The organism is Streptomyces sp. NPDC048636 (assembly GCF_040650655.1).
Classification (GTDB): Bacteria; Actinomycetota; Actinomycetes; order Streptomycetales; family Streptomycetaceae; genus Streptomyces.
The window spans coordinates 212,311-226,790 of sequence record NZ_JBEZHR010000011.1; the positions used below are offsets into that span (position 1 = coordinate 212,311).

The 14,480-nt window shown below is 69.6% G+C and carries 12 protein-coding genes, 1 rRNA gene and 1 riboswitch; of the genes, 1 reads left to right on the top strand and 12 read right to left on the bottom strand.

What is annotated here, in order from left to right:
* Nucleotides 1–39 precede the first annotated feature (39 nt).
* Nucleotides 40–2,952 (bottom strand): aminomethyl-transferring glycine dehydrogenase, encoded by a 2,913-nt coding sequence (gene gcvP / locus AB0C66_RS27050; protein ID WP_362443827.1) that lies wholly within the window; start codon nt 2,950–2,952, stop codon nt 40–42.
* Between the two features lie 188 nt (nt 2,953–3,140).
* Nucleotides 3,141–3,239: riboswitch (glycine riboswitch) on the bottom strand.
* Between the two features lie 113 nt (nt 3,240–3,352).
* Here gcvP and AB0C66_RS27055 point away from each other — a divergent pair.
* On the top strand, nt 3,353–3,682 hold the full coding sequence (locus AB0C66_RS27055; RefSeq protein ID WP_216345389.1) for a PRC-barrel domain-containing protein: 330 nt from the start codon (nt 3,353–3,355) through the stop codon (nt 3,680–3,682).
* Here AB0C66_RS27055 and AB0C66_RS27060 read toward each other — a convergent pair.
* The 11 genes from AB0C66_RS27060 to rrf form a co-directional block, all read right to left on the bottom strand.
* The gene (locus AB0C66_RS27060) at nt 3,658–5,154 is read right to left on the bottom strand and encodes a DNA polymerase IV (protein ID WP_362443830.1); all 1,497 of its coding nucleotides are present in this window, start codon (nt 5,152–5,154) and stop codon (nt 3,658–3,660) included. The genes AB0C66_RS27055 and AB0C66_RS27060 overlap by 25 nt on opposite strands.
* 78 nt (nt 5,155–5,232) lie before the next feature.
* On the bottom strand, nt 5,233–5,862 hold the full coding sequence (locus tag AB0C66_RS27065; protein ID WP_362443833.1) for a MerR family transcriptional regulator: 630 nt from the start codon (nt 5,860–5,862) through the stop codon (nt 5,233–5,235).
* Nucleotides 5,863–6,068: 206 nt separating this feature from the next.
* Nucleotides 6,069–6,542 (bottom strand): bifunctional nuclease family protein, encoded by a 474-nt coding sequence (locus AB0C66_RS27070; protein WP_014058684.1) that lies wholly within the window; start codon nt 6,540–6,542, stop codon nt 6,069–6,071.
* A 52-nt stretch (nt 6,543–6,594) separates the two neighbouring features.
* A complete protein-coding gene (locus tag AB0C66_RS27075; protein ID WP_362443835.1) occupies nt 6,595–7,347 on the bottom strand; it encodes a MerR family transcriptional regulator in 753 nt (250 codons plus the stop codon).
* A 17-nt stretch (nt 7,348–7,364) separates the two neighbouring features.
* On the bottom strand, nt 7,365–8,216 hold the full coding sequence (locus AB0C66_RS27080; protein WP_362443838.1) for an FHA domain-containing protein: 852 nt from the start codon (nt 8,214–8,216) through the stop codon (nt 7,365–7,367).
* A gap of 130 nt (nt 8,217–8,346) precedes the next feature.
* Nucleotides 8,347–9,492, bottom strand: coding sequence for a DUF881 domain-containing protein (locus AB0C66_RS27085; RefSeq protein ID WP_362443840.1), 1,146 nt, complete (start codon nt 9,490–9,492; stop codon nt 8,347–8,349).
* A 5-nt stretch (nt 9,493–9,497) separates the two neighbouring features.
* Entirely contained in the window at nt 9,498–9,830 is a 333-nt protein-coding gene (locus tag AB0C66_RS27090) for a small basic family protein (RefSeq protein WP_014058688.1), read from the bottom strand.
* Nucleotides 9,827–10,762: a DUF881 domain-containing protein gene (locus tag AB0C66_RS27095; protein WP_362443843.1), complete on the bottom strand. Its 936-nt coding sequence runs from the start codon at nt 10,760–10,762 to the stop codon at nt 9,827–9,829. The genes AB0C66_RS27090 and AB0C66_RS27095 overlap by 4 nt, the downstream gene beginning before the upstream one ends.
* A gap of 115 nt (nt 10,763–10,877) precedes the next feature.
* Nucleotides 10,878–13,373, bottom strand: a complete 2,496-nt coding sequence (locus AB0C66_RS27100) for a mannose-1-phosphate guanyltransferase (protein WP_362443846.1) — start codon at nt 13,371–13,373, stop codon at nt 10,878–10,880.
* 110 nt (nt 13,374–13,483) lie between these two features.
* Nucleotides 13,484–14,092 (bottom strand): CDP-alcohol phosphatidyltransferase family protein, encoded by a 609-nt coding sequence (locus AB0C66_RS27105; protein WP_362443849.1) that lies wholly within the window; start codon nt 14,090–14,092, stop codon nt 13,484–13,486.
* Between the two features lie 147 nt (nt 14,093–14,239).
* Nucleotides 14,240–14,356, bottom strand: a 5S ribosomal RNA gene (gene rrf, locus AB0C66_RS27110).
* Nucleotides 14,357–14,480: the final 124 nt, after the last annotated feature.

A 14,480-nucleotide genomic window follows, 5' to 3' on the forward strand; every position in this document is an offset into this window, starting at 1 on the left:
GTGCCCGACGGCACCCCGTTCGCATATCCAGCCCCGGATCTAGCCCTCGTAGGACTCCAGCGGCGGGCAGGAGCAGACGAGGTTGCGGTCCCCGAACGCCCCGTCGATCCGGCGCACCGGCGGCCAGTACTTGTCGGCGGCCGAGACCCCGGCCGGGAAGGCCGCTTCCTCCCGGCTGTACGCGTGGTCCCACTCCCCGCCGAGCGACGCCGCGGTGTGCGGCGCGTTCCGCAGCGGGTTGTCCTCCTTGGCCCATTCGCCCGACGCGACCTTGTCGATCTCCGCGCGGATGGCGATCATCGCCTCGCAGAAGCGGTCCAGCTCCGCCAGGTCCTCGCTCTCCGTCGGCTCGATCATCAGCGTTCCGGCCACCGGGAACGACATCGTCGGGGCGTGGAAGCCGTAGTCGATCAGCCGCTTGGCCACATCGTCGACGCTCACGCCGGTCGCCTTGGTGAGCGGACGCAGATCGACGATGCACTCATGGGCCACCAGACCGCCGGGACCGGTGTAGAGCACCGGGTAGTGCGGCTCGAGGCGCTTGGCGATGTAGTTGGCGCCCAGCACCGCGACCTGGGTGGCGCGGCGCAGCCCCTCGCCGCCCATCAGCCGGACATACGCCCAGGAGATCGGCAGGATGCCCGCGGAGCCCCACGGCGCGGCCGAGACCGGGCCGACGCCCGTGGCCGGGCCCGCGGCGGGCTGTAGCGGATGGTTGGGGAGGTAGGGGGCCAGGTGCTCACGCACCGCCACCGGGCCGACGCCCGGCCCGCCGCCGCCGTGCGGGATGCAGAAGGTCTTGTGCAGGTTGAGGTGGGAGACATCGCCGCCGAACCGGCCCGGCTCGGCGAGCCCGACCAGCGCGTTGAGATTGGCGCCGTCCACGTAGACCTGGCCGCCCGCGTCGTGCACGGCGGCGCAGATCTCGGTGATGTGCTCCTCGAAAACCCCGTGGGTGGAGGGGTAGGTGACCATCAGGACGGCCAGTTCGTCACCGTGCCGCTCGATCTTGGCGCGCAGGTCGTCGGTGTCCACCTCGCCGTCGTCGCCGGTCTTCACCACGACGACCTTCATGCCCGCCATCACGGCACTGGCCGCGTTGGTGCCGTGCGCGGAGGACGGGATCAGGCAGACGGTGCGCTGGGTGTCGCCGTTGGCCCGGTGATAGGCGCGCACGGCCAGCAGCCCGGACAGCTCGCCCTGGGAGCCGGCGTTGGGCTGGAGGGAGACCTTGTCGTAGCCGGTGACCGCGGCGAGCCGCTCCTCCAGCTCGCGGATGAGCGTCAGATAGCCCTGGGCCTGCTCGATCGGCGCGAAGGGGTGCAGGGCACCGAACTCGGGCCAGGTGACCGGCTCCATCTCGGTCGTGGCGTTGAGCTTCATGGTGCAGGAGCCGAGCGGGATCATGCCCCGGTCCAGGGCGTAGTCCCGGTCGGACAGCCGCCGCAGATAGCGCAGCATCGCCGTCTCGGAGCGGTACTGGTGGAAGACCGGGTGGGTCAGATAGCCGTCGCCGCGCAGCAGCTCCCGCGGCAGCGCCTCGCCCGCGACCGCGTCCAGCTCGTCGACCGTGGGGATCGCGGTGCCCTCGCCGCTGCCGCCGTCGACGCCGAAGGCGGACCAGACGGCGGCCAGCTGGGCGCGCCCGGTGGTCTCGTCACAGGCGATACCGACATGGTCGGCGTCGGTCTGCCGCAGATTGACCCCGGCCTCACGGGCCGCGGCCACGATGTCGGCGGCGCGGCCGGGCACCCGGGCGGTGAGGGTGTCGAAGTAGGCGCCGTGCACCACCTCGACGCCGCCCGCCCGCAGCCCCTCGGCGAGCACGGTGGCGTAGCGGTGGGTGCGGCGGGCTATGGCGGCCAGTCCGTCCGGCCCGTGGTAGACCGCGTACATCCCGGCCATGACGGCCAGCAGGACCTGGGCGGTGCAGATGTTGCTGGTGGCCTTCTCCCGGCGGATGTGCTGCTCACGCGTCTGGAGGGCCAGCCGGTACGCCTTGTCGCCGTCGGCGTCGACCGATACGCCGACGAGACGGCCGGGCAGGCTGCGCGCGAAGGTGTCGCGGACCGCCATGAATCCGGCGTGCGGGCCGCCGAAGCCCATCGGCACGCCGAACCGCTGGCTGTTGCCGACCGCGATGTCGGCGCCCAGCTCACCGGGTGAGGTGAGCAGGGTGAGGGCGAGCAGATCGGTGGCGACGGTGACGATCGCACCGAGCTCATGCGCCCGCTCGATGACCGGGCGGGGGTCCCGCACCTCGCCGGAGGTGCCCGGGTACTGGAGCAGCACACCGAAGACACCGCGCTCGGCGACCTCGTCCGGAATGCCCTGGGCCAGATCGGCGACGACGACCTCGACCCCGGTGGGCTCGGCCCGGGTCCGGATGACCGCGATGGTCTGCGGCAGACAGTCGGCGTCGATCAGGAAGACGCCCTCCTTGACCTTGCCGACCCGGCGCGAGAGCGCCATCGCCTCGGCGGCGGCGGTGGCCTCGTCGAGCAGCGAGGAACCGGCGGTGGGCAGTCCGGTCAGATCGGAGACGGCGGTCTGGAAGTTGAGCAGGGCCTCCAGCCGGCCCTGGGAGATCTCCGGCTGGTACGGCGTGTAGGCGGTGTACCAGGCCGGGTTCTCCATCACATTGCGCAGGATCACCGGCGGGGTGAAGGTGCCGTAGTAGCCCAGGCCGATCATGGACGGCAGCACCTGGTTGCGATCGGCGAGGCCGCGCAGCTCGGCGAGGACCTCCGCCTCGCTGCGGGCCGGGGGCAGGTCCAGCGCCTCGGTGGTCTTGATGACGTCCGGGACGGCGGTCTCGGTCAGTTCGTCGAGCGAGCCGAAGCCGACCTGGGCGAGCATCTTGGCCTGCGCCCCACTGTCGGGACCGATGTGGCGCTGCTCGAACGGAGTACCGCGCTCCAGGTCGGAGAGCGAGATGCGGTTGGCGGTCATCTGCGGGGGCCTCCTGGTCTGTAACGACCGACGAGGGGCACCACGGCACGGTGCCCGGACGGCCTCCCCCTCTGTCATCAACCTGAGAGCTTCACCGGCCCGCGTACCGCCTGACCGGCTTTCACCGTCGGTGAGGAGGGGTTTCGGAGCGATGCCCGCCCGTGGCCCAACCTGCTTTCCAGAGTGACCTCACCCGCACGGTACGTGTGCCTGAGAGATTCCGGGGAGGATTTGCTCCTTCGGCGCCTCCGACAGCGATCGACGGAGAGCTCTCCCGCGCGGTGTCTACAGCCACAGCCAGCGTACCAGCGCATCTGTGGCACGGTCGGGGTGCCGACCGCTCGAGTGGCCGGGCGCGGCGATGTGGCTTTTTGTAGTTATCACTGGACAATTGCCACCTGTGGGAGAGAGCGTGCAGACCGATATCGACCCGCGGACCCTGATCGGCCGCAAGGCATTCGACCGCGAGGGCTCCAAGATCGGCACCGTGGACGAGGTCTATCTCGACGACGCGACCGGCGAGCCCGAATGGGCGGCGGTACGCACCGGGCTGTTCAGCCGCGATGTGTTCGTACCGCTGGAGCCGAGCGAGGTGGTCGGCGACACCCTGCGGGTGCCCTACGACCGGGCGCTGATCAAGGACGCCCCGGACTTCGGGGTCGGCCGCCATCTCTCGCCCGAGCAGGAGCTCCAGCTCTACCACCACTACGGACTGGACGTCACCGGCTGACCCTGGTCGGAGCCCTGGTCCGGGGCCGCGGCGGCGCCGGGGCCGTCCTGCGGGCCTGAGCCCGCCTCCCCCTCCTCCACGGGCGCGACCAGCGGCAGCGGCTCGCCCGGCTCCAGCGCGGGGTCGTCCACGGCGAAGGTCCGCACCCGGCCCGGCTCGGACCAGGGCGTCTCGAAGCGCACCGTCACCCGGCCCACCCCGCTCCCCTGCACCCATCCCGCGCCGAACTCGCCGTGCCGGATATCCGTCCCCGGCAGCCAGCGGCGCGGTGGGCCGGAGTGCTCGGCGGCCTCCTCCGCGCCCGCTCCGGCGGTTTCGGATCCCCCGCCGGCCGGGTCCGCCGCCGCGTCCTCCGCCGCCCCGTGTGCCGCCCGCGCGGCCTGTGCCGCCTGTGCCGCCTGTGCCGCCTGTGCGAACAGATCCTCCTGGGTGAAGTCCGCCAGACCGCTCACCCCCACGCCCAGCAGCCGCACCCCCGCCGTGGTGTCCACGCCCTCCAGCAGCCGGGCCGCCGCCTCCCGCACCACCGCGGGGTCGTCGGTGGGCCCGCGCAGGGTCTCCGAGCGGGTCATCGTCGAGAAGTCGTACCGCCGCACCTTGAGCACGATCGTGCGCCCCGAGTGGCCCGCCGCCCGCAGCCGCCCCACACAGCGGTCGGCGAGCCGGGCCACCTCCAGCTGCACCCGGGTGCGATCGGTCAGATCGACATCGAAGGTGTCCTCCACGGACACGGACTTGGTATCGCGCTCGGCGAGCACCGGGCGCTCATCCCGCCCGCAGGCCATCAGATACAGCGACGCCCCATGGGCCCTGCCCAGCAGCCGCACCAGCTCCGCCTCGCCCGCCTCCCGGGTCTCCACCACGGTATGGATCCCGGCCCGGCGCAGCGCCTCGGCTGTGGCCGGGCCGACGCCCGGGAGCGTGCGCACCGGCATCGGGTCGAGCAGCTCCCGCTCCGTACCGGGCTCGATGACCACCAGGCCGTCGGGCTTGGCCTGCTCCGAGGCGATCTTGGCGAGCATCTTGGACCCGGCCAGCCCCACCGAGCCGGTGAGCCCCGTCCCCGCCCGGATATCGGCCCGCAGCCGCTCCGCCACAGCCCGCGCCGCCTCGATGGTGGGCTCGGTGCCGCCCGCCTCCAGGTCCACGAACGCCTCGTCCAGACTCAGCGGCTCCACCAGCGGCGACAACGTGTGGAGCAGGGCCATCACGGCGTCACTCACCTGGCGGTACAAGGTGAAGCGGGGGGTGAGATACGCGGCGTTCGGACACAGCCGACGGGCCTGCGCCATCGCCATGGCCGAATGAACCCCGAAGACCCGCGCCTCGTAGGACGCGGTGGACACCACACCTCGCGGACCGAGACCGCCCACGATCACCGGCTTGCCGCGCAGGCTGGGCTTGGCCGCCTGCTCCGCCGCGGCGAAGAAGGCGTCCATGTCCAGGTGCAGGATGGTCGGCGCAGCCCTCACATCTACCGATGCTGCCCTACGCCACTGACAATTCCCCGGGACCCGGTCCGCCGCCGGGGCGCCGAAGGGTCCCTCGCGTCAGCCCGCCCGGTTACGGCGCCGGGCCAGCTCATCGGCGGGATTGTGGCCGACCAGCGTCTCGCCGGTCTCCACCCGCTCCCCGTGCAGCTGGGACAGCGCGCTCTCGACATCCCGCCACACCACGCCGACCGCGATCCCGAAGACACCCTGGCCGCCCTGGAGGAGGTCGACGACCTCATCCGGCGAGGTGCATTCGTAGACGGTCGCGCCGTCACTCATGAGGGTCATCTGGGCGAGGTCGTCCAGCCCGCGGGTGCGCAGGTGCTGGACGGCGGCCCGGATGTTCTGCAAGGACACACCGGTGTCCAGCAGCCGCTTGACGATTTTCAGGACGACAACGTCCCGGAAGCTGTACAGCCGCTGGCTCCCCGAGCCGTAGGCGGGCCGTACGCTGGGCTCCACCAGACCGGTACGGGCCCAGTAGTCCAGCTGGCGGTAGGTGATGCCCGCGGCCGCGCACGCGGTCGGCCCGCGGTAGCCGACCTGCTCCGTCCCCCCTGCGGCTGGCGCCCCGCCGGGTGGCGCGATCTGTGCCGCGACCCGAGCCTTGAGTGCCGGATCGGCCGGTGCGCCCCCCTGGAGCGCAAACGGACCGCCGGCTGCCGTGCCGTCGCCGGTGCTTCTCACGCCGACCTCCGTCCTCGACCTGCCATCTTGAAGGTAGGCAGTCACCCGGGGTGCGTCAACGATCGCCACACTCGCCACGCCGAGTGATAATCACCCTAAGGGTGGTTTCCCGTGTCCCTCTTCCGGGAAAGGCTACTCGAATGCTCTAGCGAGAACCGGCAAACTCGGCCACTGGCCAGTCGTGTCGGCACGGTCGTGTCGGCAGGTCACTGGCTGCTGGTGCCGAAGTCCTCGGGCGAGATCTGGTCGAGGAACTCGCGGAACTTCTCCACCTCGTCCTCCTGCTCGTCCGGGATCGCGATTCCGGCGTCGTCCAGCACGCCGTCGCTGCCGTAGATCGGCGTCCCGGTACGCAGGGCGAGCGCTATGGCGTCCGAGGGCCGTGCGCTGACCTCGACACCGCTGGCGAACACCAGCTCCGCGTAGAAGACCCCCTCGCGCAGATCCGTGATCCGGACCTCGGTGAGCTGCTGGCCGACCGCCTCGAGCACGTCCTTGAAGAGGTCGTGGGTCAGCGGGCGTGCCGGTGCCATGCCCTGCTGGGCGAAGGCGATCGCCGTCGCCTCCCCTGGTCCGATCCAGATCGGGAGGTAGCGGTCGCCTCCCACCTCGCGCAGGAGCACGATCGGTTGGTTGGAGGGCATTTCCACCCGGACACCCACGACGTCGAGCTCGTTCACACAGCAACCCTAGGACGTGCGCGGTCGGTTTGGATAGTCGGGGCCCGGCCGCTCAGTGCGCCTGGGCCCGCAGAGCGGTCTGCACAAGGGCCGCATGGAGCCGTACGGACAGGGTGGCCAGCTCCCGCGCGCTGGCCTCCGCATGGGCCCTGGTCTGCGGGTTTCGATGCAATCGCAGAGGAGCGACCACCTGCTCGACCAGCCCGGCCTCCCGCTCGGCGGACGCTTTCATGATCCGCAGATGACGTGGCTCCAGACCGAAACGGCCCAGCTCGGCGATGAGCCGGGCGACGGTGACCGCCTCGCTGTCGTATCCGCCGTCCCCGGCGGCCGCGATCAGACCGTAGGACTCCCATTCGGCCAGCTCCCCCTCGCTGACCTCGGCCGCGGCCAGCAGCTCGGCGCGGCCCAGCCGGGCGGCCGTAGGGCCGTCCTGGAGCCCCTCGGCGGTGGGGTCGAGCAGCTCACCCTGCTGCTCCCCCTGCCGTCCGGTGGGCAGCTGAGGCCGCTCACCGCGCTCCAGAGCCTCCAGATGCTCCCGGATGACCTTGAGCGGGAGATAGTGATCACGCTGCATCCGGAGGATCAGGGCGAGCCGCTCCACATCACTCTGGCTGAATTTGCGATAGCCGGACGGGGTGCGGCGCGGCTCCACCAGCCCTTCCGACTCCAAGAAGCGGATCTTGGAGAGGGTGACCTCGGGGAACTCGTCCCGCAGCAGATTCAGCACGGTGCCGATGCTCATCGTCCGGCCGCCCGCGGGGGCGGTGCCGGTGTCGGCACCGCCCGACGGTGTCTGAAGCATGGACCTCCCCTGACGGGTCAGATGCCGGCACCCCGCTGGCTCGGGTAGAAGACCACCCGGTACTTCCCGATCTGCACCTCGTCACCACTGGCCAGGACCACCGGCGCGTCGATCTGCTCGCGGTTGACATACGTCCCGTTGAGGCTGCCGACATCCACGACGGTGAAGCTGCCGTCCTGGCCGCGCCGGAACTCCACATGGCGGCGGGAGACCGTGACGTCGTCCAGGAAGATGTCGCTCTGCGGGTGACGGCCGGCCGTGGTCACATCGCTGTCCAGCAGGAACCGGCTGCCGGAGTTGGGGCCGCGGCGGACCACCAGCAGCGCCGATCCCAGGGGCAGCGCCTCGACGGCGGCCTGGGCCTCGGGGCTGAGCGACGGCAGCTGCGTCTGCCCGGTGACCTCGGAGTCATACGCCTCGAGGCCGGAGATCGAGATGGTCGAGGTGGTCTCGGAGGCGCGCTCGGGCGTACCGCCGCGCAGCGGCGCACCGCAGTTGGAGCAGAACCGGCTGGCCTCGGCGTTCCGATGTCCGCACCTCGTACAAACAGGCAAGCCGAACCCTCCACCACTCGAGGTCGATGGTTCTTCGAAACCTATGCGCCCGGCCGCCGAGGGGTCAACAGAAGACGCGCCCTGGCCGCCCGAAATGTCGCCGCCCTGAGCACCGCCGACCTGATCCCGGAACAGCGGCCGCTCCTCGCTCCCCCCTCCACTCTCTTCCGCGGCACGCGGGGCACGGTGGCGAGCGGTGCTGCTGCCGCCATCCTGGCGTGCACTCTTGCCGAACAACTTCCCGAACAACTTCACGGGCGATTCCCCTTGACTGAAACAGACCCGCCCGTGGGGCAGGACAAACCCTCGATGCACACACCAGACGGTCCGGACACCCTCACAACGTCCGTGACCACCAGACAGTTTCCATCACGCGGGACTCTTCCGGTGCGTTGACCCCCCGCGTCCACATGGTCTCGCTGAGAGACCTTCATTTCGAACCGCCTCACCGTGATGACGACCGAGCGTAGTCAGGCCGCTTCGTGGACCGCAAGGCATCCACAACGATCTTCTTCTGCCGCACGATGCCCACAGTGGCCTGCTCCTTCTCCAGACTCTGCACCACACCACCCGGAATGTTGAGCGCCGGCTCCAGATCTTCCGGCTTGCCGATCACCTTGACGACGTACGGGCGCGTCACCCTCTGTCCATCGATCTCCACCCCTCCGCCGGAATCCGCGAAGTAGGTGTTGGCGACGACCCGGACCTTGCCGATCTGAATCGCCTCGGCACCCGCGGCCCGCAGCTCCTGGACCGTGTCCAACAGCATGTCGGCCTCCACGGCCCCCCGGGAGTCGTTGATCGTCATCGTGATTCCGGGCCCCTGCGCACCGACCGTACCGGCGAGCACCCCGAGCTGCTGCTCCTTCTGGAGCGTCTGCTTACGGGCCTCCTCGGCCTGGTCCGAGCTGTTCTCCAGCTCGGTCCGCTGGCCCTCCAGCCGGCGCTTCTCGTCCTGGAGCCGCTGGGTGCGGTCGTCCAGCTCGTCGAGGATCCGCACCAGGTCCTCCTGGCGGGCGCCGCGCAGCACGCTGTTCTCGTTGGTCGAGCGCACCTGGATGGCCAGACCGAGGCCGAGGCCGAACAAGAGCAGCGCGACGATCAGCTGGGCGCGGGTCATCCGGGGCGGCCACAGCCCCTTCACCAGCCGCTGACGACCGGTGAGCGGCTTGTCGGCATCGTCCTCGGCGGAGCGCTCGGGCCCGGGGCCCGCGGCGTCATGGGCACCCTTACGGGGCTCTTCACCGGACGTGGCCGACGACGGCTCGCCTCCGGCCCTCGGCGGCTGGGCGCCGCCGGGCTCGCCTTCTCCGCTCTCACGGTGCGGCCGCTCCGGCGGAAGCGGTCGCCCGGCCGCGGCCCCGGCGGACCGGTCCGGGGCGCCCGGCCGCTGGGGCGGCCGAGGGGCATGGGGCTGCTGGGGCTTGCCGTTCCGCTCCGGTCGCTCATCCTTCCCGGCCTCGGCGTCACGACGCTCGGATCGCTCGGATCGTTCAGCCCGCTCGGACGGCTCGGGCCGCTCGGACTCCGCGGGCCGCTCCGGTCGCGGTTCCGGCCGCTCCGGCTTCTCGGGGGTGTCGTCAGTCGTCATCCGCCTCACGCCCGGAACACATGACGCCGGATCGCGGCGGCGTTGGAGAAGATCCGGATGCCGAGGACCACCACAACCCCCGTGGACAGCTGGGCTCCGACGCCCAGCTTGTCGCCCAGGAACACGATCAGCGCGGCCACCACCACATTGGAGAGGAACGACACGACGAAGACCTTGTCATCGAAGATCCCGTCCAGCATCGCGCGGAAGCCGCCGAAGACCGCGTCGAGTGCCGCGACGACGGCGATCGGCAGATAGGGCTCGACCACCGTCGGCACCACGGGTCGGACCACAAGTCCGACCACGACTCCCACGATGAGGCCCAATACGGCGATCACGATGTGCCCTTCCCTGTGTCGGCGGATTCGGCGCCGCCCTTGCCTGCGCCACCGGCTATCGGTTCCGCGGTACGTACGATCAGACTCGGCGCGGCCGGAAGCCGGACCTTGTCCTGGGCGGTAATGCTGGTGCGGATGTCGTAGTTCTCCTTGAGGACATGGAGATACTGTCCGTCGGCACTGTCCTGGAAGCGGGTGCTCAGCCGCTGGCCGTCCCCCACCGCGAGCACCGTATAGGGCGGCGCCAGCGGCTTGTTGTCGACCAGTATGGCGTCCCCGGCCGCCCTGATCGCCGACAGCGCGGTCAGCCGCTGTCCGTTGATCGAGACGGCTTCCGCCCCCGCCTCCCACAACCCATTGACCACGCGCTGCATATCGTGGTCGCGCACCCGCCCGGTGTCGGAGAAGTCGGGCCTCTCCCGCGGCCCCCCACCGCCGCTCTCGGCGTGCTTGGCGTCATTGACGACCAGCTTCAGACCGGGGCCGGTCACCTCGGTCGCCCCCGCGAGCAGTGCGATCAGTTCGGCTTTGGCCCCGCCGTGCTTCTCCAGCGCCTGCCGCTGCTTCTCCCCGACCTCGCCGCGGAGCTTGTCCACGCTCTTGGCGAGCTTGTCCGCGTCCGAGTTTCCCCGCTCGATACGGTCGATGAGCTCTCCCCGCTCCTTGGCCAGCGTAGGAGCCGATATCCGTGCCTCGGCGGCACCGATGGTCACCACGACCGCCACCAGCACGAGTCCGAACGCCAGCCCCAGCCTGCCGCGCAGTGTCCGGGGCAGCCGTGAACGCCCCGTCTCCCCGCGCCGTGCGGCCGCCTCCGCGTAACCGTCGTCGAGGCTGTGGTCCATCACATTGGTCAGCAGCGACATGGACGCGTCGAGCCGGGGGCGCGGGCGCGGCGATTCTGTGCTCCGAACGGGGGGCTGCTGCGACATGCCGCACATCGTCGCACGTCGTGGGCGCCGTCACCCAATGGCCCCACCGGCGTGCCGGATCCGGGGCCGGGAGGCGGCGCCCCGACGCGTGAAAAGGGGATGGAACGGCCTCGCGTCAGCGCCCCGCGCTGTCCACGACGCCGGACCACTCGTCCAGCAGGGCCTGCGCGGAGGCGTCGTCCGGGCCCTCCGCCCACAGGTGGGTGACGGCCTCGGCCGGGTCCGGCAGCACCATCACCCAGCGTCCGTCCGCCTCGACCACACGCACACCGTCGGTGGTGTCCACGGAACGGTCGCCCGCGGCCTCCACCACATGCCGCATCACCAGACCCTTGACCGCCCAGGGGGTGGCCAGATCACGACGCTGCACATGCGCACGCGGAATCCTGGCGTCGATCTGACTCAACGTCAACTGGGTCCGCGCCACCAGACCGATCAGCCTGGCGAAGGCCGCCGTACCGTCGAAGACGCTGCTGAACTCGGGGATGATGAAGCCACCGCGGCCATCGCCGCCGAAGACGGTGGTCTCCGAACGGGCGACCCGGGTGAGGTCGTCCGCGGCCGTGGTCGTCCACTCCACCTGGGTGCCGTGGTACGCCGCGACCTGCTCGGCGATACGGGTCGTGGTCACCGGCAGGGCCACCCGCCCGCTGCGCCGCTCGGCGGCCACCAGGTCCAGCATCACCAGCAGCGCCCGGTCGTCCTCCACGATGCGGCCCCGCTCGTCCACCAGCGAGAGCCGCTCGCCGACGGGGTCGAACCGCACCCCGAAGGCCGCGCGGGCCGAGGCGACGATCTCACCGAGGCGGGCCAGACCGGAGCGGCGGGCGTCGGCGGTCTCCGTCGGACGCGACTCATTGAGACCGGGATTGATCGTCAGGGCGTCCACCCCGAGCCGGCCGAGCAGGCTCGGAAGCACCAGACCGGCACTTCCGTTCGAGGCGTCCACGACGACCTTGAGGTCGGACTCGGCGATACCGCTGATATCCACGGCCCGCAGCAACGACCCGGTGTACGAGTCGAAGACGCTCGCCGGGAAGATGAGGTCGCCGATCTCCCCGGGGAAGGCGCGGCGATACTCCTGACGTGCGTAGACCCGGTCGAGCTTGCGCTGCCGGGCGGCGGACAGATCCGCGCCGCGTTCGTCGAAGAACATAATGTCGACCGAGTCCGGCACCCCGGGCGAGGTACGGATCATGATGCCGCCCGCACTGCCGCGCGCGGTCTGCTGACGGGCCACCGGCAGCGGCACATTCTCCAGGTCCCGCACATCGATGGCGCTGGTCTGGAGGGCGGAGATCACCGCCCGCTTCAGGGCGCGCGCACCACGGGAGTGGTCACGCGCCGTGGTGACCGTGGAGCCCTTCTTGAGGGTGGTGGCGTACGCCCCGGCGAGCCGCACCGCGAGCTCCGGGGTGATCTCCACGTTCAGGATCCCGGAGACACCACGGGTGCCGAACAGATGGGCCTGTCCGCGGGACTCCCAGATGACCGAGGTGTTGACGAACGCGCCCGCCTCGATGGTCTTGAACGGATAGACGCGGACATTGCCCTGGACGATCGACTCCTCGCCGATCAGGCATTCATCACCGATGACCGCGCCGTCCTCGATCCGGGCGGCGCGCATGATGTCGGTGTTCTTCCCGATGACACAGCCGCGCAGATTGCTCTGCTGGCCGACGTACACATTGTCGTGCACGACCGCTTTGTGGAGGAAGGCGCCGCTCTTCACCACGACATTGGAGCCGACGACGGTGTGCTCCCGGATCTCGGTGTCCGCTTCGACCTTGGCGTAGTCGCCGATGTAGAGCGGGCCGCGGAGCACCGCGTCGGGGTGGACCTCGGCACCTTCGGCGACCCAGACACCGGGCGAGATCTCGAAGCCGTCGATCTCCACATCGACCTTGCCCTCGAGAACATCGGCCTGCGCCTTCACATAGCTCTCATGGGTGCCGACGTCCTCCCAGTAGCCCTCGGCGACATAGCCGAAGATGGGCTTGCCCTCCTTCATGAGCTGCGGGAAGACATCGCCCGACCAGTCCACGGGAACATCGGGCTCGACGTAGTCGAAGACCTCCGGCTCCATGACGTAGATACCGGTGTTGACCGTGTCGGAGAAGACCTGGCCCCAGGTGGGCTTCTCCAGGAAGCGCTCGACCTTGCCGCCCTCGTCGACGATGGTGATGCCGAATTCCAGCGGATTGGGGACACGGGTCAGACAGACGGTGACGAGCGCACCCTTTTCCTTATGGAAACGGATCAGCTCGGTGAGGTCGAAATCTGTCAGAGCATCACCGGAGATGACCAGAAAGGCATCGTCCTTGAGTGCCTCTTCCGCGTTCTTGACGCTGCCGGCGGTTCCGAGTGGCTTCTCCTCGTTGGCGTAGGTGAGCTCCATACCGAGCTCCTCACCGTCACCGAAGTAGTTCTTCACCAGAGAGGCGAGGAACTGGACGGTCACCACGGTCTCGGACAGCCCATGCCGCTTCAGCAGCCGCAGCACATGCTCCATGATGGGCCGGTTGGCCACGGGGAGCAGCGGTTTGGGCATGGTCGAGGTCATCGGGCGCAGACGAGTTCCCTCGCCTCCCGCCATCACGACGGCCTTCATGTCGGAAGCGTCCTCCTTGAAGAGACGACGGTCATGCCGACCGCGCACGCCCGATAGCCCTGGAACGCACTTCGGGCACCCGGCCTCAACAGGCTGCCGCTACGGCGAGCTCAGTCGGCGGCGGCGTCCGCCCTGACAAGTCGGCGGACCTGAACCACGTAGAGGACTCCTGCCCACCAATAGAGTGTTGTACCCCATCCGGCGAACGCCCATCCGAAAATAGCGGCGGTCGTGTGAAGCCAGCCGCTTCCATCACTCAGAAGGAGCAAGGGGAAGGCGTACATCAGGTTGAACGTGGCCGCCTTGCCGAGGAAGTTCACCTGCGGTGGCGGATAGCCGTGGCGGCGCAGGATCCACACCATCACAAGGAGCATCAGCTCCCGGGCGAGGAGCGCCGCCGGCAGCCAGAGGGGAAGGATCTCACGCCAGGTGAGACCGACGAGTGTAGACAGAATGTAGAGGCGGTCGGCCGCGGGATCGAGGATCCGGCCAAGGCTGGAGATCTGGTTCCAGCGGCGGGCCAGCTTGCCGTCCAGATAGTCGCTCACACCGCTGAGCAGCAGTACGAGCAGGGCCCAGCCATCGCTCTTGGGCCCGCCGAACTCGGGCCGGAGGATCAACCACAGGAAAAGCGGCACGCCGAGGAGGCGCGCGGCGCTGAGGATGTTCGGGATCGTGAGTACACGGTCCGTCTGAACGCGTGTCTCCTGAACCTCCACCCGGGAGCCTCCTGCGAGAACGTTCCGATGATGCCTCATGACCCTACCGGTAGGAGCGGACCGCCCTCGCACCGGGGCGGGGCAGAAGAGACAACAAAAAGCCCCCGAAGAGGAACATCGTTCCCTTCGGGGGCTTTTGTACAATTTGTTCGGCGGCGTCCTACTCTCCCACAGGGTCCCCCCTGCAGTACCATCGGCGCTGAAAGGCTTAGCTTCCGGGTTCGGAATGTAACCGGGCGTTTCCCTAACGCAATGACCACCGAAACACTATGAAGAAAACAAACCGGAACATGGACACGGTTCATTACTTCAGAACCAACACAGTGGACGCGAGCAACTGAGGACAAGCCCTCGGCCTATTAGTACCAGTCAACTCCACCGGTCACCC